Annotated in this window: 21 protein-coding genes and 2 pseudogenes; 13 read left to right on the forward strand and 10 right to left on the reverse strand. The window is 64.7% G+C overall.

Going from position 1 to position 24481, the window contains the following annotated elements; all coding sequences use genetic code 11:
* The first annotated feature begins 1 nt into the window (after position 1).
* The 6 genes from tmk (at position 2) to lpxA (ending at position 6370) form a co-directional block, all read left to right on the forward strand.
* Complete coding sequence (gene tmk, locus ACVIGB_RS08245; protein WP_456723108.1) at positions 2-688, forward strand: dTMP kinase; 687 nt, start codon at positions 2-4, stop codon at positions 686-688.
* Entirely contained in the window at positions 685-1725 is a 1041-nt protein-coding gene (locus ACVIGB_RS08250) for a DNA polymerase III subunit delta' (RefSeq protein WP_456723107.1), read from the forward strand. Before tmk ends, ACVIGB_RS08250 begins: the two co-directional genes overlap by 4 nt.
* Before the next feature lie 88 nt (positions 1726-1813).
* Positions 1814-3796: a methionine--tRNA ligase gene (gene metG, locus ACVIGB_RS08255; protein WP_456723106.1), complete on the forward strand. Its 1983-nt coding sequence runs from the start codon at positions 1814-1816 to the stop codon at positions 3794-3796.
* Positions 3797-3810: 14 nt separating this feature from the next.
* Positions 3811-4602 carry a TatD family hydrolase gene (locus ACVIGB_RS08260; RefSeq protein WP_456725214.1) on the forward strand — a complete coding sequence of 264 codons (792 nt, stop codon included), beginning with the start codon at positions 3811-3813 and terminating at the stop codon, positions 4600-4602.
* On the forward strand, positions 4599-5405 hold the full coding sequence (locus ACVIGB_RS08265; protein WP_456723105.1) for an MBL fold metallo-hydrolase: 807 nt from the start codon (positions 4599-4601) through the stop codon (positions 5403-5405). Before ACVIGB_RS08260 ends, ACVIGB_RS08265 begins: the two co-directional genes overlap by 4 nt.
* A 128-nt stretch (positions 5406-5533) precedes the next feature.
* On the forward strand, positions 5534-6370 hold the full coding sequence (gene lpxA / locus ACVIGB_RS08270; protein WP_456723104.1) for an acyl-ACP--UDP-N-acetylglucosamine O-acyltransferase: 837 nt from the start codon (positions 5534-5536) through the stop codon (positions 6368-6370).
* Here the strand turns inward: lpxA and ACVIGB_RS08275 are convergent.
* Positions 6322-6592 (reverse strand): annotated as a pseudogene (locus ACVIGB_RS08275) (AMP-binding enzyme); the annotation flags it as partial. The gene lpxA and the pseudogene ACVIGB_RS08275 overlap by 49 nt on opposite strands.
* A gap of 101 nt (positions 6593-6693) precedes the next feature.
* Here ACVIGB_RS08275 and ACVIGB_RS08280 point away from each other — a divergent pair.
* Both ACVIGB_RS08280 and ACVIGB_RS08285 read left to right on the forward strand, forming a co-directional pair.
* The gene (locus tag ACVIGB_RS08280; RefSeq protein ID WP_456723103.1) at positions 6694-7452 is read left to right on the forward strand and encodes a nitroreductase family protein; all 759 of its coding nucleotides are present in this window, start codon (positions 6694-6696) and stop codon (positions 7450-7452) included.
* Entirely contained in the window at positions 7433-7900 is a 468-nt protein-coding gene (locus ACVIGB_RS08285; protein ID WP_456723102.1) for a MarR family winged helix-turn-helix transcriptional regulator, read from the forward strand. The genes ACVIGB_RS08280 and ACVIGB_RS08285 overlap by 20 nt, the downstream gene beginning before the upstream one ends.
* Positions 7901-8092: 192 nt before the next feature.
* Here ACVIGB_RS08285 and ACVIGB_RS08290 read toward each other — a convergent pair whose 3' ends face one another.
* The 4 genes from ACVIGB_RS08290 to ACVIGB_RS08305 form a co-directional block, all read right to left on the reverse strand.
* On the reverse strand, positions 8093-9742 hold the full coding sequence (locus tag ACVIGB_RS08290; RefSeq protein WP_456723101.1) for an acyl-CoA synthetase: 1650 nt from the start codon (positions 9740-9742) through the stop codon (positions 8093-8095).
* Between the two features lie 25 nt (positions 9743-9767).
* On the reverse strand, positions 9768-11654 hold the full coding sequence (locus ACVIGB_RS08295) for a TRAP transporter large permease (protein WP_456723100.1): 1887 nt from the start codon (positions 11652-11654) through the stop codon (positions 9768-9770).
* A gap of 22 nt (positions 11655-11676) precedes the next feature.
* Positions 11677-12696, reverse strand: coding sequence for a TRAP transporter substrate-binding protein (locus tag ACVIGB_RS08300; protein ID WP_456723099.1), 1020 nt, complete (start codon positions 12694-12696; stop codon positions 11677-11679).
* A 637-nt stretch (positions 12697-13333) separates the two neighbouring features.
* Positions 13334-14035, reverse strand: a complete 702-nt coding sequence (locus tag ACVIGB_RS08305) for a L,D-transpeptidase (protein WP_456725213.1) — start codon at positions 14033-14035, stop codon at positions 13334-13336.
* Between the two features lie 236 nt (positions 14036-14271).
* Here ACVIGB_RS08305 and ACVIGB_RS08310 point away from each other — a divergent pair, with 236 nt between their 5' ends.
* The gene (locus ACVIGB_RS08310) at positions 14272-15519 is read left to right on the forward strand and encodes a DUF763 domain-containing protein (RefSeq protein WP_456723098.1); all 1248 of its coding nucleotides are present in this window, start codon (positions 14272-14274) and stop codon (positions 15517-15519) included.
* Positions 15520-15546: 27 nt separating this feature from the next.
* Here the strand turns inward: ACVIGB_RS08310 and ACVIGB_RS08315 are convergent, their stop codons facing one another.
* Entirely contained in the window at positions 15547-16353 is an 807-nt protein-coding gene (locus tag ACVIGB_RS08315) for an enoyl-CoA hydratase/isomerase family protein (RefSeq protein WP_456723097.1), read from the reverse strand.
* 74 nt (positions 16354-16427) lie between these two features.
* On the opposite strand from ACVIGB_RS08315, the pseudogene nthA reads away from it, so the two are divergent.
* The 3 genes and pseudogenes from nthA to ACVIGB_RS08330 all read left to right on the forward strand — a co-directional run bounded on the left by nthA (position 16428) and on the right by ACVIGB_RS08330 (position 18091).
* Positions 16428-17058 (forward strand): annotated as a pseudogene (gene nthA / locus ACVIGB_RS08320) (nitrile hydratase subunit alpha).
* Positions 17055-17714, forward strand: coding sequence for a nitrile hydratase subunit beta (nthB, locus tag ACVIGB_RS08325; RefSeq protein WP_456723096.1), 660 nt, complete (start codon positions 17055-17057; stop codon positions 17712-17714). Before nthA ends, nthB begins: the two are co-directional and overlap by 4 nt.
* The gene (locus ACVIGB_RS08330; RefSeq protein ID WP_456723095.1) at positions 17714-18091 is read left to right on the forward strand and encodes a nitrile hydratase accessory protein; all 378 of its coding nucleotides are present in this window, start codon (positions 17714-17716) and stop codon (positions 18089-18091) included. The genes nthB and ACVIGB_RS08330 overlap by 1 nt, the downstream gene beginning before the upstream one ends.
* Positions 18092-18465: 374 nt before the next feature.
* Here the strand turns inward: ACVIGB_RS08330 and queC are convergent, their stop codons facing one another.
* Positions 18466-19185, reverse strand: a complete 720-nt coding sequence (gene queC / locus ACVIGB_RS08335) for a 7-cyano-7-deazaguanine synthase QueC (protein WP_456723094.1) — start codon at positions 19183-19185, stop codon at positions 18466-18468.
* A 128-nt stretch (positions 19186-19313) separates the two neighbouring features.
* Here queC and mazG point away from each other — a divergent pair, with 128 nt between their 5' ends.
* The gene (gene mazG, locus ACVIGB_RS08340; protein WP_456723093.1) at positions 19314-20168 is read left to right on the forward strand and encodes a nucleoside triphosphate pyrophosphohydrolase; all 855 of its coding nucleotides are present in this window, start codon (positions 19314-19316) and stop codon (positions 20166-20168) included.
* A gap of 169 nt (positions 20169-20337) precedes the next feature.
* On the opposite strand, the gene mgtE is transcribed toward mazG, so the two are convergent.
* From mgtE to hflX, 3 genes are all read right to left on the reverse strand, one after another.
* Entirely contained in the window at positions 20338-21708 is a 1371-nt protein-coding gene (gene mgtE, locus ACVIGB_RS08345) for a magnesium transporter (protein WP_456723092.1), read from the reverse strand.
* Positions 21709-21866: 158 nt separating this feature from the next.
* Entirely contained in the window at positions 21867-23042 is a 1176-nt protein-coding gene (locus ACVIGB_RS08350) for an FAD-dependent oxidoreductase (protein WP_456723091.1), read from the reverse strand.
* A gap of 44 nt (positions 23043-23086) precedes the next feature.
* Positions 23087-24481 carry a GTPase HflX gene (gene hflX, locus ACVIGB_RS08355; protein ID WP_456723090.1) on the reverse strand — a complete coding sequence of 465 codons (1395 nt, stop codon included), beginning with the start codon at positions 24479-24481 and terminating at the stop codon, positions 23087-23089.

Consider the following 24481-nt stretch of genomic DNA (forward strand, 5'->3'; position numbering starts at 1 on the left):
CATGGCGGAAGCAGCAGTCCAACGGCCGAGCTTGCGCGGTCGCTTCATCACCTTTGAGGGCGGCGAGGGATCGGGCAAATCGACCCAGATCCGCAAGCTCGCCGAACGGCTCGATGTCGCCAAGCTGCGCGCGATCGTGACCCGTGAGCCCGGCGGCTCGCCCGGGGCCGAGATCATCCGCCACCTCGTGCTGTCGGGGATGGGCAAGCTGCTCGGGCCGGAAGCGGAGACGCTGCTGTTTGCCGCCGCGCGTGACGACCATGTCCGCACCGTGATCCTGCCGGCGCTCAACCAGGGCATCTGGGTGCTGTGCGATCGCTTCTTCGATTCCACACGCGCCTATCAAGGCCAGCTCGGGCAGGTGTCGCCCGGCCTCGTCAATGCCATGCAGCGCGTCACCATCGGCGATCTCAAACCTGATCTCACCTTCATCCTCGATGTGCCGGTCGAAGTCGGACTGCAGCGCGCCGCCCTGCGCCGCGGCAATGCCATGGCGGATCGCTTCGAAGCCGAGGGCATCAAGTTCCATCAGGATTTACGTGATGCCTACCGCAAGATCGCGGCGGACGATCCACAGCGCTGCGTGCTGATCGACGCGACGGCCGAACCGGACACGGTCGCGGCGAGGATCTGGGCCGCGCTGCGTGAGCATCTGCGCGCAACGCTCACGGCAGACAATCCCGCATGAGCGCACGCAAGGTCGAACAGGAGAACCCCGCTCGCCACCCGCGCGAAACCCCCGACCTGTTCGGGCATCGCGAGGCGGAGACCGCCTTGCTCGATGCCTATCGCAGCGGTCGAATTCCGCATGCCTGGCTGATCGGCGGCGCGCAGGGCATCGGCAAGGCGACGCTGGCCTATCGCATGGCGCGGTTCGTGCTGGCGTTCCGCAATCCCAAATCGTCCCAGGTTCAGGCGGCGCCGACGCTGCGGGTTGATCCGTCCGATCCGGTGGCGCGCCAGATCACGGCGGGCGCCCATGGCGGGCTGCTGGTGCTGGAGCGCGGCCTCAACGACCGCGGCGTGATGCGCACCGTGATCACGGTCGACGAGACGCGCGAGACGATCTCGTTCTTCGGCTCGACCGCAGCGGTCGACGGCTGGCGCGTCTGCATCGTCGACACGGTCGATGAGCTCAATCCCAATGCCGCGAACGCGCTGCTGAAGATCCTCGAGGAGCCGCCGCAGCAGTCGCTGTTCCTGCTGGTCAGCCACGCGCCGTCACGGGTGCTGCCGACCATCCTGTCCCGCTGCCGCAAATTGCTGCTGCGGCCGCTGGAGACGGGCGATGTGGTGCGCGCGGCCACCGCTGCAACCGACATCGAGGCCGACGATCCGGCGCTGGCGGAAGCCGCGGCAGCGTCCGAGGGCAGTGTCGGGCGGGCGCTATCGCTGCTCGGCGGCGACGCGCTCAAGCTGCAGCAACGCACGGCCGCGCTGCTGGCAACGCTTCCGAGCGTCGATCCGCGCGAGCTGCACGCGCTGGGCGATGCGCTCGGCACCAGCGATCGCGTCGCGCTTGCCGCCTTCATCGACAGCATCGATCGCTGGATGAGCGAGCGCATGCGAACCGGCGACGCCAATGCCAATCTGCCGCGCCTTGCACGGCTGGCGGAGGTATGGGAAAAGATCGTCCGCGCCGCGCGCGATACCGAAGCCTACAATCTGGAGCGCAAGCCGCTGGTTTTCTCGGTGTTTTCGATGCTCGCGGACGCGACCCGATAGACGCCAAATCTGAAAACAATCAGTCTGACAACGCATCCGTCCGACAACACTCCCGACAATCTCGTTTCGATCTGCAAAGGATTCCGTGGTGGCGACCGCTAAGAAGAAATCGTCGAAGAAGGCCAAGAAGACGAAGGCATCGCCCGCTCGCGCGACCAGGAAAGCCACGGCGAAGTCGCGCGCTGCCAAGACCAAGAAGGGTGGGCGCGTCACCAAAAAGACGAAGAAAGCCACCAAGGCCAAGACAGGTGCCAAGAAGCCGGCGGCAAAGAAGGTCGCCAAAAAGGTCGCCAAAAAGGCCGTCAAGAAGGCTGCGAAGAAGACCGCCAAGAAGGCTGCCACGAAGCCCACCAAGGCTCCGCCGAAGAAGGCAGCAGCGGCCGCCATGGCTCCGGCTGCAAGGAAGCCCGCTGCGCCGAAAGCTCCAGCTGCCGAGAGGGCTCCGAAGGCGGCAACGGTCCGCGCGCCCAAGCAACCCAAACCCGCAGCGAAGGCTGCTGCGCGCGCGTCCGTCCCGGCACCTGCCGCGGACCGCGGCAACGCCTACTACATCACGACCGCGATCGCGTATCCGAACGGTCAGCCGCATATCGGCCACGCCTATGAGGCGATCGCGACCGATGCGCTGGCGCGCTTCCAGCGGCTCGACGGCAAGGATGTGTTCTTCCTGACCGGCACCGACGAGCACGGACAGAAGATGATCCAGACCGCGCAGGGCGAGGGGATGACGCCGCACGATCTCGCCACCCGCAACGCTGCGCGGTTCAAGGAGATGGACGAGCGGCTGAACGTCTCGTTCGACCGCTTCATCCGTACCTCCGAACCTGCGCACCACAAGTCGGTGCAGGAAATCTGGCGCCGCATGCAGGACAATGGCGACATCTATATCGACGCCTATGCCGGCTGGTACTCGGTGCGCGACGAGGCCTATTACGCCGAGGATGAGACCACAGTCGGCGAGGACAATGTCCGCCGCGGTCCGCAGGGCACGCCGGTCGAATGGGTCGAGGAGAAGAGCTACTTCTTCAAGCTGTCGGCCTATCAGGACAAACTGCTGCACCTTTATGAGAGCCAGCCTGATTTCATCGGCCCGGATTCGCGCCGCAACGAGGTGATGAGCTTCGTGCGGGGCGGGCTGAAGGATCTCTCGATCTCGCGCACCACCTTCGACTGGGGCGTCAAGGTCCCCGACGATCCCGAGCACGTGATGTATGTCTGGGTCGACGCACTGACCAATTACATCACCGGCGTCGGCTATCCCGACGAGAGCGACAAGCACTGGCGCTACTGGCCGGCCGATGTGCACATCATCGGCAAGGATATCATCCGCTTCCACGCGGTGTACTGGCCGGCCTTCCTGATGTCGGCCGGCATCCCGTTGCAGAGGCGCGTCTATGCGCACGGCTTCCTGTTCAACAGGGGCGAGAAGATGTCGAAGTCGGTCGGCAACGTGGTCGATCCCTTCAATCTGGCGAACCAGTACGGCGTCGACCAGGTGCGCTACTTCTTCCTGCGCGAAGTGCCGTTCGGCCAGGACGGCAACTACAACCACGAGGCCATCGTCGCGCGCATCAATGCCGACCTCGCCAACGATTTCGGCAATCTCGCGCAGCGTTCGCTGTCGATGATCGCCAAACAACTCGGCGGCGTGCTGCCGGAGCCTGGCGAGTTCAGCGACAACGACAAGGCGATCCTGGCGCAGGCCGACGCCATGCTGGAGACATCGCGGACCGCAATGGCGACGCAGCAGATCCATCAATGGCTCAACACGGTCTGGGCCGTGGTCGCCGAAGCCAACCGCTACTTTGCCGGTGAGGCGCCGTGGGCCTTGGCCAAGACCGATCCGGCGCGCCAGAAGACGGTGCTCTATGTCACCGCCGAAGTCGTGCGCCAGATCGCGATCATGGCGCAGGCCGTGATGCCGGCATCCTGTGGCAAGATGCTCGACAGCCTCGGCATATCAGCGGATGCGCGCAGCTTCGCGGCGGTCGCCGAGCGGATCAAGCCGGGCACGGTTCTGCCGGCGCCGGTCGGCGTGTTTCCGCGCTATGTGGAACCGAAGACCGAGTGAGTGGTTCGAAATTCATGCTGGTCGACAGTCACTGCCATCTGGACTTTCCTGATTTCGCCGACGATCTCGACGGGATCGTTGGACGCGCCGAAGCGGCCGGCATCGGCCGTATCGTTACGATCTCGACCCGGGTGAGGCGGCTCGGCGGCCTGCTTGCGATCACGGAGCGGTTTCCCGACGTCTACTGTTCGGTCGGCACCCATCCGCATCATGCCGACGAAGAGGACGGCATCCCGGCCAGCGAACTGATCGAGCTGACCAAGCACCCGAAAGTCGTGGCGCTCGGCGAGGCGGGGCTCGACTATTTCTATGAGCATGGTTCGCGCGAGGCGCAGGAGCGTGGTTTTCGCGCGCATATCGCGGCGGCACGCGAAACCGGTCTGCCGCTCGTCATCCACACCAGGGAGGCCGACGAGGATTGCGGCCACATCCTGGAGGATGAGGTCGCGAAGGGACCGTTCAAGGCCGTCCTGCACTGCTACACCGGCGGCCGCGAGCTCGCGATGAAAGCGATTGGGCTTGGGCTGTCGATCTCGTTCACGGGCATCCTGACCTTCAAGAAGTCGGACACCCTGCGCGCACTGGCTGCCGAGCTGCCGGCCGATCGCATCATGGTCGAGACCGACGCGCCGTATCTTGCGCCCGGAAAATTCCGCGGCAAGCGCAACGAGCCGTCCTACGTCGTCGAGGTCGCCAAGGTGCTCGCCGAGACCCGCGGCGTCTCCCTGGAGGAGATCTCGCGGCAGACCACTGAAAACTTCTTCCGGCTGTTCTCCAAGGTGCCGGCGCCGAAGGTTGCTGCATGACGCTGACACTGACCATTCTGGGCTGCGGCTCATCCGCCGGCGTGCCGCGTCCGGCGCTCGGCTGGGGCGCCTGCGATCCGAACAATCCCAGGAATCGCCGCCGCCGCTGCTCGATCATGGCCGAGCGCACCATGGAGCACGGCACCACGCGGGTCGTGATCGATACCTCGCCCGACCTACGCGAGCAGCTGATCGACGCCAATGTCGAGCATATCGACGCGGTGTTCCTGACGCATGAGCATGCCGACCAGACCCACGGCATCGACGATCTGCGCTCGGTGGTGCTGCACCAGCGCCGCCGCATCCCGGTCTACTTCAACCAGTCGACCGCCAAGGACATCATGGCGCGGTTCTCCTATTGCTTCATCTCGCCGGAAGGCAGCGACTATCCGCCGATCCTGACCCGGCATTCGATCGAGGCCGGCGAGAGCCACACGGTGCAGGGGAAGGGCGGTCCGCTGAAGCTCGAGGCCTTCCTGGTGCAGCATGGCCAGATACCCGCGCTCGGCTATCGCATCGGCGACGCTGCCTACACGCCAGATCTGCACGACATTCCCGAGGCGAGCTGGCCGACGCTGGAAGGTCTCGATCTCTGGATCGTCGACGGCCTGCGCTATGCGCCGCATCCCAGCCATTTCAGCGTCGCCGACGCATTGTCGTGGATCGAGCGCTTCAAGCCGAAGCGCGCGGTCATCACCAACATGCATTCCGACCTCGACTACGAGGTGCTGCGGCAGAGCCTGCCGGCCGGCGTGATCCCGGCCTATGACGGCATGCGGCTGATGCTCGATCGAGCCGGCTGAAGCAAGCCGTCATGTCGCGCGGCAATAAATCCGACGGGGCACACCCGACGGACGGCATTTGAGCTTGCACTCTGCTTGAGCTTGCACTCTGCTGCAGGTCGCGAATAATCCATTTTCGAGGGAACTATATGCTCATCGATCCCACTGCGCGGATTGAGGATGGGGCGGTGATCGGCGCCGGCACGTCGATTGGTCCTTATTGCGTTATTGGTTCCCGCGTCATTATCGGCGCAAACTGCAAGCTTATCGCGCACGTGCACATGACCGCGGAGACCACGATCGGTGGCGGCTGCACGATCTATCCGTTCGTCTCGCTCGGCACGCCCCCGCAAGCCCTGAGCTATCGCGGCGAACTGACCAAACTTCAGATCGGCCAGGATTGTACGATCCGCGAGCACGTGACCATGAACGCCGGAACCGTCGTGGGTGGCGGTGTTACCCGCGTCGGCGATCGTGGCTATTTCATGAATTGCAGCCATGTCGGTCACGACTGCGTGGTAGGGAACGACGTCATCTTCGCCACATCAGCGACGCTGGGCGGCCATTGCGAAATCGGCGATTTTGTCTTTATGGGAGGCCTCTCATCCGCCCATCAATTCGTTCGGATCGGGGCGCAGGCGATGATCGGGGCTACAAGTTGCGTACGTGGCGACGTAATCCCGTTTGGCCTTGCAAGCGGCCAGTACGCGGGTCTCGCCGGGCTCAACTTCGTTGGCATGCGACGCCGCGAATTTACCCGCGAACGCCTCGCGGTGATCCGAGCGTTTTATCAGAAACTATTTCGCGGCCCCGGTGTGTTTGCCGCGCGTCTGCACGAGGTAAGGCAACTGGCGGACGCGGACCCCGCGATTGCAGAAATTCTGGCCTTCATCGACGCGGTAAGGCATCGCTCGCTGTGTCTGCCGGCGAACGATGATCATATGATTGCGGCACGCCGAAGCCCTTTCGCTGAACCGAGCCGATAGCACCGCAGAAATTTCTGGATTTTCGGTCGATATCTTCGGGGTCGTGCCGGACATCACGGCCTTCGGCGTCTTGAAGGCCGGGCAGTGGCTGCGGCAGAACGCGATGATCTCGGGCTCCGCGACCCGCGCGCCTTCCGTCAGTTCGACAACGGCGCGGAGGACTTCACCCCATTTCGGATCGGGTTTTGCCGCGACGACCACCGCTATGAACTCGCCGCCCGGCGGGCGGGCGGCGGTTGCACAAGATCGCCAACGGTCCTGTCTTGACCTTTCACGCAAAGGGCATATCGTTATGATCATAACGATATATCCGGGAGGATCAGATGACGGAAGCTGTGGCGGCGCGCGATTACACTGATCGCACGCGATATGACGCGCTGATGGATGTCGTGAAGAACCGCCTGACGACCCGGGCGTTCGACGCCAGCTACGTGATGCCGCCGGAGCACTACGACATGATCCTGGAGGCCGCGCGGCACGCGCCGTCGGGCGCCAATGCGCAACCCTGGCACTTCATTGCCGTCACCGATCAGGACCTCAAGAACAGGATCACGGAATATTTCCGCGAGGAGCAGGTCGCGCGCGCCCGGCTCAAGATGAAGTTTCCGACGCCCGATTATCGCGGCCTCGCGTCGGCGCCCGGCTTCATCGTCGTCGCCAGCGACTTCCGCTGGGTCAAAGCGTTTCCCGTGCTCAACGACGGCTCCGAGCTCGACAAGATGTACAAGGAGAACGCCGAACGCATCCTGCTGCAGAGCGTGGCGGCGGCGACGATGTCGGCGCATCTCGCGGCGGCCGCGCTCGGCTACAACGTCTGGTGGGTGACCGCGATCGGGCAGGAGAAGGCCCAGCAGGCGATGAAGCCGCTGCTCGGCATTCCCGAGGAATTATCCGTGCTCGATATCATGTGTTTCGGTCCGCCGGCCAAGACGCCGTACAAGCGCTGGAAGAAGAGCCTGGCCGACATCAGCAACTGGAACAGGTTCGATGATCAGCACTTCATGACCGAAGCCCAGATCGACGAATGGGTGTCGACCACGCGCCACAAGGTGATGTACCGGGATGCCGAGAACGTCGACTAAAGCGGACGCGGCGGTCCGGCGCGTCGCGTCGGACTACAGGCTGGAGGACCAGGTCGGCTTCCTGCTGCGCCGGGCCTATCAGCGCGCCTCGTCCAACCTGGTCGACCGGATCGGATCCTACGACCTGACGGCCCCGCAATATGCGACCTTGGCCCGGCTCTACGAGCGCGGGGCGCTGTCGCAGAACCTGCTCGGGCGGCTGGTCGCGATGGAGCCGGCCAATATCCGCGATGTCGTCCTTCGGCTGAAGAAGCGCCGCCTGGTTGCGACCCGGCGCGACCCGACCGACAAGCGGCTGATCCTGATCGATCTGACTGCGGCCGGCGTGGCGCTGGTCGAGCAGTTGATCCCGATCGAGATCGAATGCACCGCGACGACGCTGGCGCCGCTCAAGGCTGACCAGAAACGAATACTGTACGAGCTGCTCGACCGACTTGCGGAGGGCTGAGCCGGCGCCACATACTCGCTGTCGTCCCGGGCTTGACCCGGGACCCATAGCCACGAATGCCAGTTGTGTTGCAACGCTGGGCCACATCGCACTCCAACAACGCAACCCTGTGGTTATGGGTCCCGGCTTTCGCCGGGACGACAGCGTCTATGAGGCAAGAGTGCGCTGCACGACACTGAAGGCGGCTTCTGCTCAGGCCGAGATCGCCTTGGCCGATCCGACCTGGTTGCGCAGCAGGAATTTCTGGATCTTGCCCGTGGATGTCTTCGGGATCACCCCGAACACCACTGACTTCGGCGTCTTGAAGCCCGACATATGCTCCCGGCAATAGGCGATGATCTCGGCCTCGGTCGCCCTGGCGCCGTCCTTCAGCTCGAGGAAGGCGCAGGGCACTTCGCCCCATTTCGGGTCGGGCTTTGCGACGACCGCGGCAAACAGCACGGCCGGGTGCTTGTAGAGGATATCCTCGACCTCGACCGACGAGACATTCTCGCCACCAGAGATGATGATGTCCTTCGAGCGGTCCTTGATGATGACGTAGCCGTGCTCGTCGAGCACGCCGAGATCGCCGGTGTGAAACCAGCCGCCGGCAAACGCTTCCTGCGTCGCCTTCTCGTTCTTCAGATAGCCCTTCATCACGATGTTGCCGCGGAACATGACCTCGCCGATGGTCTCGCCGTCGCGCGGCACCTCGCGCATGGTCTCGGGATCGAGCACGGTGACGTCTTCCTGCAGCGGGTAGGCCACGCCCTGGCGTCGCTTCAGCTGCGCACGCGCATCGGCCGACAGCTCGTCCCAGCCCGGCTGCTCGGCGCAGACGGAGGCGGGCCCATAGACTTCGGTCAGCCCGTAGACATGGGTCAGCTTGATGCCGATGCGCTCGGCGCCTTCGAGCACGGCGACCGGCGGTGCTGCGCCCGCGATCAGGCCGACGACGGGCTTCGCCTTGCCGCCCTTCGGCGCATCAGGCGCATTGATCAGCGTGTTGTAGACGATCGGCGCCCCGCACATGTGGGTGACGCCGTGTTTCGGGATCAGCTCGAAGATTTTTGCCGGATCGACCTTGCGCAAGCAGACATTGACGCCGGCGGTCGCCGCGATCGTCCAGGGGAAGCACCAGCCGTTGCAGTGAAACATCGGCAGCGTCCAGAGATAGACCGGATGCTGGCCGAGATTGCCGGCGAGGATGTTGCTGACGGCGTTGAGATAGGCGCCGCGGTGATGGGTGACGACGCCCTTCGGATTGCCTGTCGTGCCCGACGTGTAGCTGAGCGCGATCGCATCCCATTCGTCGGCCGGCGGCCGCTCGGCGAATGCCGGATCGCCTGAGGCGACCGCCGCCTCATACTCGATCTCGCCGATCCGCTTGCCACCGCCGAAGGCAGCATCATCGACGTCGATCACGAACGGCTTTGCGCCCGTCATCAGGGTCAATGCTTCCGCGATCACGCCGGAGAATTCGGGATCGACCAGGATGATCCTGGCGCCGCCATGGTCGAGCTGGAACGCGATCGATTCCGCATCGAGGCGGATGTTGAGCGCGTTCAGCACCGCGCCGGTCATCGGCACCGCGAAATGCAGCTCGTTCATCGCCGGGATGTTCGGCAGCATTGCCGCAACCGTGTCGCCATGGCCGATGCCGTGGCCGGCGAGATAGGATGCGAAGCGCTTGCAGCGCTCGTAGGTCTCTTTCCAGGTGAAGCTGCGGCCCTCATAGACCGCGCTGACATGGTCGGGATAGACCGCGGCCGAGCGCGCCAGGAAGCTCAGCGGCGTCAGCGGCACGTAATTGGCGGGCGTCTTGTCGAGCCCGATCGTGTACTGGTTTTGAGCTGCACTCATGGCTCTATCCCGTCCGCAAGGTGCTTTAAAGGAAACCGATCGATATCCAGGGGAAGATGGCGACGATGATCAGGCCGATCAACAGCGCCAGCATGTAACCCCAGATCGGCCGGATACCCTCGGCCGGATCGACGCGCCCGATGGCGCAGGCGGCATAATAGCCGACGCCGAACGGCGGCGCGAACAATCCGATGCCCATCGCCAGGATGATGATCATGGCGTAGTGCACCTCGTGGACGCCGACCTGGCGCGCGATCGGAAACAGCAGCGGCCCGAACAGCACGATGGCCGGAATGCCTTCCAGCACGCTGCCGAGGATCACGAAGGCCAGGATCGAGACCGCGATGAAGGTCGCCGAACCGCCCGGCAGCCCGGTCATCGACGCCGCCAGCGCCCGCGAGAAGCCGGACTGGGTCAGGCCCCAGGCCATGCCGGTCGCGGTGCCGATGATGAAGAGGATCGCGCCCGACAGGCACGCCGTGTCGATCAGCATCGGCACTAGCCGCCGCCAGTTGAACTTGCGGTAGATCAGGAGGCCGATGACGAAGGCGTAGACGATGCCGATGGTCGAGACTTCGGTGGCCGTGGCAATGCCTTCGACCACGGCGTAGCGGATCACGAAGGGCAGCGCCAATGCGGGCAGGGCGAACACCAACGCCTTGCCGATCTCGCTGCCGGTGGCGCGCTGCACGTGGCTCAAGTTCTCGCCGCGGTAGCGCCACCACACCAGTCCCGACAGCGTGATTGCCAGCACCACGCCCGGCAGCAATCCGCCGGTGAACAGCGCCGAGATCGAGACGCCGGTGACCGAGCCGATCGTGATCAGCACGAGGCTCGGCGGAATGGTTTCGGTCTGCGCGCCGGTCGCGGCGAGCAGGGCAACCAGATCGCCCGGCTTGGCGCCGCGCTCCTTCATTTCCGGGAACAGCACGGGTGCGACGGCGGCCATGTCGGCGGCCTTCGATCCGGAGATGCCGGAGACCAGGTACATGGCGCCGACCAGCACGTAATGCAGGCCGCCGCGGACATGCCCGAGCAGGCTCGCCAGGAACGCGACCATCGCGCGCGCCATGCCGGTCATCTCGATCAGCAGGCCGAGGAAGACGAACAGCGGCACCGACAGCAGGATCAGGTGGCTCATGCCCTCGTCCATCCGGCCGACCAGCACCATCAGCGGCGTCCGCGTGGTCAGCGCCAGATAGCCGAAGATCGCCATGCCGAAGGCAAAGCCGATCGGCACGCCGGCGAAGACGCAGAAGCCGACCACGCCGACGAAAAAGATGATCAGGTTGAGGTTGCCGAGCGGCCGCAGCATCGGCTGCGCCAGCCAGAACACGCCGATCAACGCGAGGACCGTCAGCGCGGCCAGCAGGAAGGTTTTGATGTCTCCGACCCGTGCCAGCCGCAGCAGCGCAAACAGACCCATCAGGCAGGTGCCAACCGGCAGCGCCGCCGCGCGCCAGGTGTTGGAGATCTGCAGCGCAGGCGTCGTGATGAAGCTTTCCTCGTAGGCGTATTCATAGGCCGGCCGCACGATCAGGATCAGGAACGCCAGCGCGGCGCAGGTCGCGACCACGTCGAGATAGCCCCACAGCCGGGGTCCGGCGCTTGCGACCAGCGCCGTCATCCGCATGTGCTCGCCGCGGCGGAACGCGACCGCCGAACCCAGCATCGCGAGCCACAGGAACAGGATCGACGCCAGCTCGTCGGACCAGATCAGCGGCGCATGCAGCACGTAACGCGACACCACGCCGGCGAACAGGATGACGACCTCGGCGACGACAAGGATCGCCGCCGGGATTTCGACCAGCCATCCGAGCGCCGCCTCGATGGAACCGAGAACAGAGCGGCGGCGAGGGGGCTGTGACGCCGCCTCGCCGGCCACGGCCGGCGTCATCTCGACATGAGCCATGGCAAGCCTCCCGCTTGATCGATCAGGACAGTTTGCCGACGGACTTCTCGAGCAGCTCCCAGGCCTTCTCGCCGTACTTGCCCTTCCACTCGGCGTAGAAGCCGGCGGTGCGCAGCTTGTCGCGGAACGGCCCGACCTCGGGCTGGTTGAACACGAGGCCCTTGCCGGTGAGCTCCTGCTTCACGGTGGCGTTGAGCTTCTCGGTGTCCTCGCGCTCCTTGACGGCGGCCGCGTTGACGTTCTTGGCGACGATGGTCTTGATATCGTCCGGCAGAGCCGCCCAGGCTCTGCGGTTCATCAGGAACCAGAAGCCGTCCCACATGTGGTTGGTCAGCGAGCAGTACTTCTGCACCTCGTACAGCTTCGCCGCCGAGATCAGCGCCAGCGGGTTTTCCTGGCCTTCGACGATCTTGGTCTGCAGCGCCGAATAGACCTCGCTGAAATTGATCGAGGCGGGCGATGCATCGAACGCCTTGAACATCGAGGTCCACAGCGGCGACACCGGCACGCGGATCTTGAAGCCCTTGAGATCGTCAGGACCGTTGATCGGCTTGGTGGACGACGTGGTCTGGCGGAAGCCGTTGTCCCAGATCTTGTCCATGACCTCGAGGCCGGCCTTGTTGATCTCGCCGCGCACATAGGCGCCGAGCTCGCCATCCATGGCCTTCCAGACCGTGGGATAATCCGGGAATGCGAAACCGATGCCGTTGATCGAGGCTGCCGGCACCAAAGTCGCCAAGATCAGGCCCGATAGCGTGAAGAACTCGACGCCGCCGGAGCGCACCTGGCTCAGCATGTCCGTATCGGAACCGAGCTGGCTGTTCGGAAACACCTGCAGGTCGAACCGGCCGTTGGTCTCGGTCTTGATCGCCGCGGCCATCTCCCGGGCGCGCGCCACGAATGGATGCGACTCCGGCAGGTTATTGGCGAACTTGTACGAGAACTCGGCCGACTGGGCGCGCGCGACATACGGCGCGCCAATTCCGCCCAGGACGGCGGAAGCAGCGGAAACCTTCAGCAGCGTGCGTCGTGAAAAGCTCATTGGGTTTGCTCCCTCGAGAGGCTTGTTGTTGTTCTGAGATGCCATCCTATACGGACCTGATGCCGTGGGGTCACCAGCGATCTCTGCACAGCTGGCGCTTATTGCAGCGTCCGTACGCCGCGGCAATATCGGCTTTCTGACGAGACGCGTGGGCGTGGATCGCTGTGCTGTCTGGACCAGCCGAACCAACGACCGGGACGAGCCTCGACAGACGCCAAGCTGCGGGCCGGTGCGAAGATTTCCCACTAAATATCTGATCTAATTGTAGATATAAATATTCCATAATATACCTTATGCGAATTTCGGATATGGAAGTCGATCCGGTTTGGCGGCCCGGCTGTGGCTTCCCTCATAAGGTTCGCATTTCATCCCATAAGGCCGTCGCAACGCATCTCTGCGATCCCTAAGGTCGCTCCTGGTATGTCCGGCTGACCACCGAGTTGGGCGATATCCTTGCGACGTCTGCGACACGCCGGTGTCGGTCATAGCCGCCGGTGTAGACGCTGCCGAAGATGGCGAAGGCGGCGCAATCGAAAGACCTGCGGAAGGCTTATTTTCTTGTCCGCATCGTGCGTGATTGCGATCCCCTGCGACGGCCGCCTGCTCCGATTCGAGCGCATCCTCGGCCTGCCGCTGCCTAGGCCGGCAGCACGATCACCTTGGTTTTGAGAGGCGTTCGCGAATAGAGGTCGATCATGTCCTGACTGAGGAGGCCGGTGCAGCCGCTCGTAATGCCGTTCCCGATGGTTTCGGGGTCGCTGGTGCTATAGATCGTGTAAAGCGTATATGCACCGTTTTGATAGAGGTAGAGCACGCGGGCACCGAGTGGATTGTCGAGACCTCCCGGCATGCCACGAGCATATTTGCCTGCCTCCGGCTGGCGCGCGATCATCTCCTTGGGTGGCGTCCAGATAGGCCATTCGGCTTTGCGCCCGACATAAGCCTCCCCGCTCCACCGGAATCCATCGCGGCCGACGTTGGCGCCATAGCGGGTCGCGTTTCCCTCTCCTTCAATGCGGTAAACATAGTACTTGCTGGGATCGATGATGATCGTACCGGGTGCCTCATCGCTGTCGTAGCGCACTGTCTTGCGAAAATATTGCGGTTTGACCTTGCTAACATCGACCGCAGGGATCGGGAATTTCTCGTCAGGCACGGGCCCGTAGACTTTCTCAGCCTCGGCCAGGCTCATGTAGCCGGATGCACAACCGGCCAGGCCCAGTGCGGCAAGACCGGCAGCGGAGCCGAACAGAAACGCCCGGCGGTTGAGACGCGGCGACCGAGGCCCAGACAGAGCGCCCTTGCCCATCGCGCCGGCAATTCCACGGTCCATGATCATGATTTCGGGTTTTCCGAGATTTTCCAGAAGGCGCGACAAGCTTATGTCGGGGAACCACCCCGTTACGACACTCTTATGGAGGATTTCGCGCTTTTTTATGAAGGGAAATTTTCAAGAAAAAGCTAAGGAATTCCGTTCTGTGTGTCGGTCTTATGCGGGGAATTCAACAACCCCCGAAGGCTTTGCCTGATAGTCTGCCCCCGACTCAACGACACCAGTTCGAGACTTGGAGACTGATGGCCCGACGTACCGGCAGCGCTGATCTCCCGCTCCATGGTGGACGCGTGCCGCCGTGGCTGGCGGAGCGCATGGCAACGCTGGGCGCGATCATCACGCAGGCTGTGGTCCATCACTACGGCCGTGACGCGTTCCTGCAGCGGCTCTCGCATCCGTTCTGGTTCCAGTCGTTCGGCGCCGTGATGGGCATGGACTGGCATTCGTCTGGTATCACCACGAGCGTCATCGGCGCGCTCAAGCGCGGGCTGGCGCCGCTGCAGGACGAGCTTGGCATCTACGTCTGCGGTGGCCGCGGCAAGCATTCGCGGCGCACGCCGGACGAATTGTCGGCGCTGGGCGAGCGGACCGGCTTCGACGGCGTTGCCCTCACCCGCGCCAGCCGCCTGGTCGCCAAGGTCGACAGCGCCGCGGTCCAGGACGGCTTCGAGCTCTATCTGCATGGCTTCTTCGTCACCGCGGACGGCAAATGGACCGTGGTCCAGCAAGGCATGAACGATCACAAGCGGCAGGCGCGACGCTACCACTGGCATTCGGAGGGGCTGCGCAGCTTCGTCGACGAACCGCACAGCGCGATCGACGGCCCAGCGCAGGGCGAGATCGTCAATCTCACCGATCACCGCGCCGACGCCTCGCGCCACGCGCAACTGGACTTGCTCGCCGCGCTCGGTCCCGATGGCATCGCGCGTGAATATGCCGAGCTGACCGAGAAGGTGGCGGCGCAGGGCGATCTTTTGCACCTGATCATGCCCGAGCATCACGATGTGCGCTCGAGCGATGTCTTCATCCGCCGCCTGCACGGCACCCTCGCCGCCGCGGCCGAGCGCGGGCCGCTGGACTTTCCCGAGCTGCTGCTCACGCCCGGCGTCGGCGCCCGCACCGTCGAGTCGCTCGCCATGGTCGCCGAGGTCGTCCACGGCACGCCGTACCGTTTCCGCGATCCGGCGCGTTTCTCGCTCGCGCATGGCGGCAAGGACCGTCATCCGTTTCCGGTGCCGATCAAGGTCTATGACGAGACCATCGGCGTGCTGAAATCGGCGATACAGCAGGCGAAGCTCGGCCGCGACGAGGAGCTGCAGGCGTTGAAGCGACTGGATGACCAGGCCCGCAGGCTCGAGCTGACCGCAACCGGCCCGTCCTTCGATACTTACGTCGCCAACGAGCGCGCGCGTTCGCCTGATCTCGACGGCCGTTCGGTGTTTGGCTGGGAGGCCGACCTCGCCGGCCGCGACCGCATCACCAAACGCTAGTGCGGCGCCTGTTGACCGCGACACCTGTCAGCGCCCCCGGAAGCGCGGCTTGCGCCGTCCGAGGAAGGCCGCGACGCCCTCCTTGTGGTCGTCGGTCAGACTCGCCAGCACGAACTGGTCGAGATCCATGTGGCTGGCGAGATCGTCGAGCGCATGCGCCAGCCGGTTGACGGTCAGCTTGGTCATCGCCACCGAAATCGGCGGCTGGGCGGCGACCTTGGACGCGAGCGCCATCGCGGCCTCGCAGGATTTGCCTGGATCAACCACCTGCTCCACCAGGCCCCATTCGTAAGCCTCGGCGGCTGAGATCCGGTCGTCGGCCAGGATCACGGCCTGCTTGGTGCGCGCCGGCCCCATCAGATGCAGCATGCGTGGCACGCTCTGCCAGCTCATGTTCATGCCGAGCGCGATCTCCGGCACGCGCAGATGCGCATCGCGCGCCATGACCCGAAAATCCAGCGCAACCGCGAGCGCCACGCCGCCGCCGACGCAAAAGCCCTCGATCGCGCCGATGGTGACCTGCTCCATCTCCTGCCAGGCGCGCGTCAGCCGCGGCCCGAGCTTCAGGTGACGGCGCAGCGCGCCCATATCCATCGTCTGGCGCGAGCGCCCCTCGGCATCCTTGAGGTCGAAGCCGGCGCTGAACGATTTGGCGCCGCCGGCCAGCACCACTACCGAGGTTTCGCCATCATCCTCGAAACTGCGCGCCGCATCGGTCAATCGCCGCATCACCTCCGGCGACAGCGCGTTGATACCGTCGCCGCGGTCGAACCGCACCACGGCGATGCGTCCCTCCGTTCCGAGGCCCTTCTCGATCGTCACATCGTCAACCACGCATACCTCCCTGCTCGCATTGTTGTGTACTGCTTGCCTCGACATAGCACGGCGGTTTCGCCTATTCTGTGGGCATGAGCGAACATGATCATCACCACCACGATCACGACCATTCCGAACTGTCGGAGACCGAACTGCGCGTCCGCGCGCTGGAATCGACTCCTGACCGAAAAGGGCTATGTCGAGGCTGCCGCGCTCGACGCCATCGTACAGGCCTATGAGACGAAGATCGGCCCGCATAACGGCGCCCGGGTCGTCGCCAAGGCCTGGACCGATCCTGCCTTCAAGAAGGCGCTGCTCGAGGATGCCAGCAAGGCAGTCGGCACCCTCGGCCACGTCAGCCGGGTCGGCGACCATCTGGTCGCGATCGAGAACACACCTGGCCGTCACAACATGGTCGTCTGCACTTTGTGCTCCTGTTACCCATGGGAGATGCTCGGCCTGCCGCCGGTCTGGTACAAGGCCTCGCCGTATCGCTCGCGCGCGGTCAAGGATCCGCGCGGCGTGCTCGCCGATTTCGGCGTCAGCCTGCCGAAGGAGACGGAAATCCGGGTCTGGGACTCTACGGCCGAAACGCGCTTCCTGGTGCTGCCGATGCGACCCGCAGGCACCGAGGGCTGGAGCGAAGAGCAGCTCGCCGATCTCGTGACGCGCGATTCCATGATCGGCACCGGCTTCCCGAAAACCCCGGGAGCACCGTCGTGAACGGCGTCCACGACATGGGCGGCATGGACGGGTTCGGCAAAGTCGAGCCCGAGCCGAACGAGCCGATGTTCCATCAGGAATGGGAATCGCGGGTGCTCGCCATGGTCCGTGCGATGGGCGCGGCCGGCGCCTTCAACATCGATGCATCGCGCTTCTATCGCGAGACCCTGCCCCCGCAGGTCTATCTGTCGAGCTCCTACTACAGGAAATGGCTGCTCGGGCTGGAAGCCCTGCTGCTCGACAAGGGCTTTATCTCGAAGGACGACGTCGCTGCCGGACATTCCGTCGCGCCGGCGAAATCGCTCAAGCATGGCAAGTTCTCGATCGCCGACGTCGAGCGCATCATGGTGCGCGGCAAGTTCGGCCGCGCCGCACCGGCGCCGGCGAAGTTCAAGGCCGGCGATCGCGTGCGGGCGAAGAACATCCATCCCGCCACGCACACGCGGCTGCCGCGCTATGTTCGCGGTCATGTCGGGGTGGTCGAGCGCGATCATGGCTGTCACGTGTTTCCCGACACGGTAGCCAACGATGCCGGCGAGCATCCGCAATGGCTGTACACCGTCGTGTTCGATGGACGCGAACTGTGGGGACCGGACTCCGATCCGACGATCAAGGTCTCGATCGACGCGTTCGAGCCGTATCTGGAGGCGGTCTGATGGATGCCGGCGCCGCCGCGCGCGCAACCAGCGCCGTGTCCAGCATTCCCCGCGATCAGGACGGCCCGGTATTCCGCGCGCCGTGGGAGGCGCAGGCGTTCGCCATGGCGTTGACGCTGCATGACCGCGGCGTGTTCACCTGGCCCGAATGGGCCGCCGCCCTCGCCGATCAGATCAAGCGCGCGCAGGCGGCTGGCGATCCCGACACCGGCGAGACCTATTACCAGCACTGGCTCGCGACCCTCGAGCACCTCGTCGCCGCCAAGGGCGTCACGACACCGGAGACGCTGCACCGCTACCGCGACGCCTGGGACCACGCCGCCGACCGCACCCCGCACGGCCAGCCGATCGAACTGACGGCTGCGGATTTTGGGTAGCGGCGCGCTCTCTCCTTCGTTCGTCGTCGCGCGCCTCATCACACTCGTCGTCCTGGCGAAAGCCAGGACCCATAACCACCGCATTTGATGATGGACGGGATCGCGCCCCCCAGCATCGCGCAACAATTCTCATTTGGGGTAATGGGTCCTGGCCTTCGCCAGGACGACGATGAGGATGGGTTCGCTCTTCAAGGCGCTGTCCGGATCGTCCGGTCGAGCCGAGCCTGCACGATTTCTGAATAATAGAAGAGTACCGCTGATTTGCCCGACGTGTCAAGTTGCCAGGTCGAACGTCGGCGGCCGCCGGCACCTTTGCATGGGGTTGTTTTCGATATTTTGGCAGTGCGCCCCTGCGGACGGCTATCCGCCCACGGTTACGGGCCGCCCTGCGCGACATATTCCCGCCAGCCCTTGGCCCGCAGGCTGCAGGCCGGGCATTCGCCGCAGCCGTAACCCCAATCGTGCTGCGCGCCGCGTTCGCCGAGATAGCAGGTGTGCGAGTGCTCGCGGATCAGATCGACCAGCCCTGCCCCGCCGAGCTCGTGCGCGAGCCGCCAGGTCGCGGCCTTGTCGAGCCACATCAGCGGCGTGTGCAGCTCGAAATCCCTGGCCATGCCGAGGCTGAGCGCGGACTGCAAAGCCCTGATGGTCTCGTCGCGGCAATCCGGATAGCCGGAATAGTCGGTCTCGCACATGCCGCCGATGACGTGGCGGATGCCCCGCCGGTAGGCCAGCGCCCCAGCGAAGGTGAGGAACACCAGGTTGCGGCCGGGCACGAAGGTGTTGGGCAACCCGTCCGCACCCATTTCGATCGCGACGTCGCGGGTCAGCGCGGTGTCTGAAATCTCCGACAACGTCGGGATCGCCAGCGTGTGGCTGTCGCCGAGCTTTGCTGCCCAATCCGGCCGCAGCGCCCTGATCCCGTCCAGCAGGCGGTCGCGGCAGTCGAGCTCGATCGCGTGGCGCTGGCCATAGGTGAAGCCGAGCATTTCGACGCGCGCGAAGCGGTCTAACGCCCAGGCCAGACAGGTGGTGGAATCCTGGCCGCCGGAAAACAGCACCAGCGCGGTGTCGGAATTGTTCTGATCGGTCATGAGACGCGATTTAGCACCTGACGGCGCCGCGGCCAATCCGTGGACAGCGCCGTGTTTCCGGCGTGTTTTGCTGGGATCGGGAGGGGTGTTTTGGCATAAAGCCAGAACCTCCCTGATGCCGGTGTCCCATGACCCCTTCCCGCGACATTTCCCGCCTGATCGAGATCATGGCTGCGCTGCGCACGCCGGTGACCGGCTGCCCATGGGACCTCGTGCAGAATTTCGAGACCATCGCACCCTACACGATCGAGGAGGCCTATGAAGTCGCGGATGCGATCGCGCGCGGCGATTTCGAGGATTTGCGCGAGGAGCTCGGCGACCTCCTGCTGCAGGTGGTCTATCACGCAAGGATGGCCGAGGAGCGGAACGCGTTTGCGTTCGGCGACGTGGTCGAGGCGATCACGAGGAAGATGATCCGCCGTCATCCGCACGTCTTCGCCGACAAGGACGGCAACATCCAGCCCGCCGGCGTCAAGAGCGCCTGGGAGCGCATCAAGGCCGAGGAAAAGGCCGAGCGCGCCGCTCGGCGGCCCCCGGAAGAGACCGCGCACAAATCCTTGCTCGCCAGCGTGAAGGCCGGCCTCCCTGCCCTGACGCGGGCGATGGAATTGCAGCGCAAGGCATCCACCGTCGGCTTCGACTGGAACGATCCGCGCGCCGTGCTCGCCAAGATCCGCGAGGAGGCCGACGAGATCGAGGCCGCGCTCGACCGCAACGACAAGCAGGAAATTGCGGAAGAAACCGGCGACCTGATGTTCGCACTGGTCAACCTCGCCCGCCACGTCGACGCCGATCCGGAAACCGCACTGCGCGCGACCAACGCGAAGTTCGAGCGGCGGTTTGCCTATATCGAGAAGGCGCTGGCCGCGAAGGGCCGCTCGCTCGACGGCGCATCGCTGGAAGAGATGGACGCGCTGTGGAACGAAGCGAAGACCGCCGCCACTGCTGTCGTCCCTGCGAAAGCAGGGACCCATATCGCGTGATCTAACGATTGGGTGACGATGACAGTCCCGCGCAAGTCATCGGCGGCGAAGTTGTAGTGCGGAACTGCGACCAAGCCCAATAACGATGGCCGGTGGTTATGGGTCCCTGCTTTCGCAGGGACGACATCGAACATGTGGAGGGCCGCGTCAAAATGCGCAGTCCCTCACCTCACAGCAGCGTGCCGTGCAGGATGACCGCCGCAACGCCGAAATAGATCACGAGGCCGGTGACGTCGACCAGCGTCGCGACGAACGGCGCGGACGCGCTCGCCGGATCGAAGCCGATGCGCTTGAGGATGAACGGCAGCATCGATCCGGACAGCGAGCCGAAGGTGACGATGCCGACCAGCGCGGCGCCGACGGTGATGGCCACAAGCATCCAATGCGGGCCGTAGTCGAACAGGCCAAGGGTCTGCCAGAGCGTGATCCTGACGATGCCGATCAAGCCCAGGATGGCGCCGAGCACGATACCGGTCGGCAGTTCGCGCATGGCGACACGCCACCAGTCGCGCAGCCGAACCTCGTGCAGCGCCAGCGAGCGGATCAGGAGCGAGGTGGCCTGCGAGCCCGAATTGCCGCCGGAGCTCATGATCAGCGGGATGAACAGCGTCAGGACGATCGCCTTCTCGAGTTCGCTCTGGTACGACTGCATCGCGGTTGCGGTCAGCATTTCCGAGAGGAACAGCGCGCACAGCCAGCCGCCGCGCTTCTTGATCATTTCGAGGAAGCCGATCCGCAGATAAGGCTCGTCGATGGCTTCCATGCCGCCGAACTTCTGGGCGTCCTCGGTGGATTCCTCGACGATGGCGTCGATGACGTCGTCGACCGTGACGATGCCGAGGATGTGGCCGGGGCCGTCGACGACGGCGACCGCGAGCAGATCGTAGCGCGAGATCAGCCGCGCCGCCTCCATGCGGTCGGCCTCCGGCGAGATCATCAGCGGCTTCCGCGCCGGTGCCGCAGTGAGCACATTGGCATGCGGATCGGCCGAGATCAGGCGGCGCAGCGGCACCGCCTGGATCAGGGTCTTCTTGACCGGGTCGATCACGAAGATCGAATAGACGGTCTCGCGGGTGCGCTCGACCATTCGGATATGATGCAGGACCTCGGCGATGGTCCAGTTCGAGGGCACGCTGACGAATTCGGTCGTCATGATGCTGCCGGCGCTGCGTTCGGGATAGGCCAGCAACCCGGAGATGACGTTGCGGGTATCCGGATTGAGGCCGTTCAGCAGCGTGGTGCGCAGCGGCTCGACCAGTTCCTTGAAGATGTCGGCGGCACGGTCGTCGGAGACGCCGGACAGCAGCGACACCGCCGTGTCCTTCGGCAACTCGGCCAGGATCTCGCAGGTGTTGTCGAGCCCGGGCAGGTCGAGCACCTCGATCGCCTTCTCGGCCGGCAGCGATTGCAGCAGCTTTGCCGCATCCGCCGGCTCCCGGGCATTGAGGGCATCGACGATCTCTGGCGCCCGCACATGGGCAAGGTCCCCGTTCTGGCCGGCGAGCGTGTCGTGGGTAATGGTTTCGCTGGTGTCCTGCATCGATCGGCCTCGGCTTTGCGTCCAGCAGCGCAATGAACCAAGGCGGCGCAGATTTCAAACAGAAAGTGCGGCGGCACGTCGCAGGCGCTGTCGAGTGAAGCCGCGTCACGGCGCCGTCACATTTCGGGAGATTGCGAGGTGCCGTGCCGGAGGGCCGCTCAGGACCGGCTGAACAGTTTCGCGGCGTCGTCCACCGCCTGGCGCGCGGCGGCAAGATCCGGCGTCTCGTTGTCGTCGTTGTAGCCGAAATAGTCGTTCTCGCCGACCGGCTGGACGACGATGCCATCGCGCCGGCCGAGCACGCTGAGGTTGCGGTAGAAGACGCCGTAATTGACATCCGGCTGGGGAATGAGCCAGGCGATCTGGCCGCGCACCGGAACGATGCTCTCGTCACGAAACAGCGCACGGGCGCCGTAGCCGGTGCAATTGACAATGACGGTTTCGCGGATCTTCGAGAGATCGGACGGCGTGTGCAACTCGATCGGCACGAACAGCCCGCCGGCGCGCTGAAATTCCGCTTCGAGCTGACGGTAGAGATCCGTGACATTGTAGGTGAGCGAGGCGCTCTTCCACGCGTATGGCGCCGGAAACGGATTTGATCCGGCGGCCAGCAAGTCCCATCGCGGCGTGAGCGACCTGATCCGGCCGCGCAATTCGAGGAATTTCTTCGAGTCGTCGCCCGAGGCATGCTGGCGCCGGTGCGGACGGCCGTCGGCGTCGGGCGCATCGTCGGACAGCAAATAGCGATCGGTCCATTCGATCGGATTGCCGGCAAGGCCGAGATAGCTTTGATGGGTGGCAAAGGTCGTGCGCGCCATCCGCTCCCAGCGGTCGGCAAAGTCCGGCGTGACGTCTGCTTCCATCGCGATACGCGAATCCGGCGACCAGTCCCCGGTCGCACGCGCCGAGCGCACCTGCGGAAAGCGCTCCTTGGCGTAGATCGTGACGTTCGCGCCCATCCTCTGGGCTGTGATCGCCGTCGTCAGACCGATCGCGCCGGCGCCAACGACGGCAATGTTGTGCGCACTCAATTGCAGCGCGAGCGGCACGGCCTCCTGCGCGGCGCCCCAGGACAGCGACCAGCCGCTACCGCCGTGTCCGTAATTGTGGACGACATATTTGCTGTCGATCCATTCCGCTTCGATGCGCGGACCGGCAGCGCGGAACGGACGCAGGCATACCGTGACACGAAACATGCGGTCCGAACGCGCAAGAACCGGCCGGAGCGCGGGTGGGTCGACGAAAGCAGCGTTGTCGGCAACCCCACGCGTTGAAATCCCTGCGACCGCAGCGCTCGCCAGGCCGCCGCCAAGAAATGTTCGACGGTTGAACATCGATCCCACTTCGATCCCCCTTGCCGCCGCGGATGTCCGGGACGCTACGTCCCGTGCGGCAGAGCATCGAATCGTGACATGACGATGTCGCGCTTGGTCTCATCGACTCGCACCGTCATGTCGAAGCGCTCGCCATTAAGCTCCTTGTTCAGGACCTCGGCATTGCGATGCAGCCAGCTGATGCCGGCGCCGTCGGAGGCATCGATCGAAAGATTGAGCGTGATGCGCTTGGCCGCGAGGCGATCCTCGATCGCGGTCAGGAGCTCCTTGATCCCCTCCCCTGTGACGGCCGAGACCAGGAAGCACGGCCGTTCTGGCGGCCGGCGCGCGGCGATGTTGCGCAGATTGTCCCGCTCCTCGGGATCGAAGCAGTCGATCTTGTTCCAGACCTCGATGATGCGCTGGCCGCCGTCGGCGTCCGGATCGATGCCGAGCTGGTGCAGCACCGCCTCGACGTCGCGCTCCTGCGCCTCCGCATCCTCATGGGAGATGTCGCGGACATGCAGGATGATGTCGGCTTCCAGCACCTCCTCCAGCGTGGCACGGAACGCGGCCACCAGCTGGGTCGGTAGATTGGAGATGAAGCCGACCGTGTCCGACAGCATCGCCTTGCCACCATGCGGCAGGTTGAGCGCACGCAGGGTCGGGTCCAGCGTCGCAAACAGCATGTCGGCGGCCTGCACGTCGGCGCGCGTCAGGCGGTTGAACAGGGTCGATTTGCCGGCATTGGTGTAGCCAACCAGTGCGACGACGCGGTACGGCACGCGCTGGCGTCCGGCGCGATGCAACCGCCGTGTCGCCTGCACCTTCTTCAGCTCATTCTCAAGCCGTGTGATGCGGTCGCCAATCAAGCGGCGGTCGGCCTCGATCTGGGTCTCGCCCGGACCGCCCATGAAGCCGAAGCCGCCGCGCTGGCGCTCGAGATGGGTCCATGACCGCACCAGGCGGCTGCGCTGGTAATTCAGATGGGCAAGCTCGACCTGCAGCGCGCCTTCCTTGGTCTTGGCGCGGCGGCCGAAGATTTCCAGGATCAGGCCGGTGCGGTCGAGCACCTTGGTGCTCCAGGCCTTCTCGAGATTGCGCTGCTGGATCGGCGACAACGCGCAATCCATCACCACGAGCTCGACCTTGTCGCCGGCGACGAGGCCGTTGATCTCCTCGACCTTGCCCTTGCCGAGATAGGTCGCGGGCCGGATCTGGCTGATCGGCGCGACGACGGATTCCACCACAGTGAGGTCGATCGCACCGGCGAGGCCGGCGGCTTCCTCTATCCGCGCTTCGTAGTCGCGGACAGAGGAATCCGTTTGCGCATCGCCGTCGCCACGGCGCATGCGCAAGTACGGGCCGATGACGATCACCCGCCCGGTGCTCAAGTCCCCCGCCGACCCGGGCCTAGACTTGGTCCGGTCGACGCCCCCTTCAGGATTGAAGGGTTCCAA

Source organism: Bradyrhizobium sp. USDA 4341, assembly GCF_054063755.1.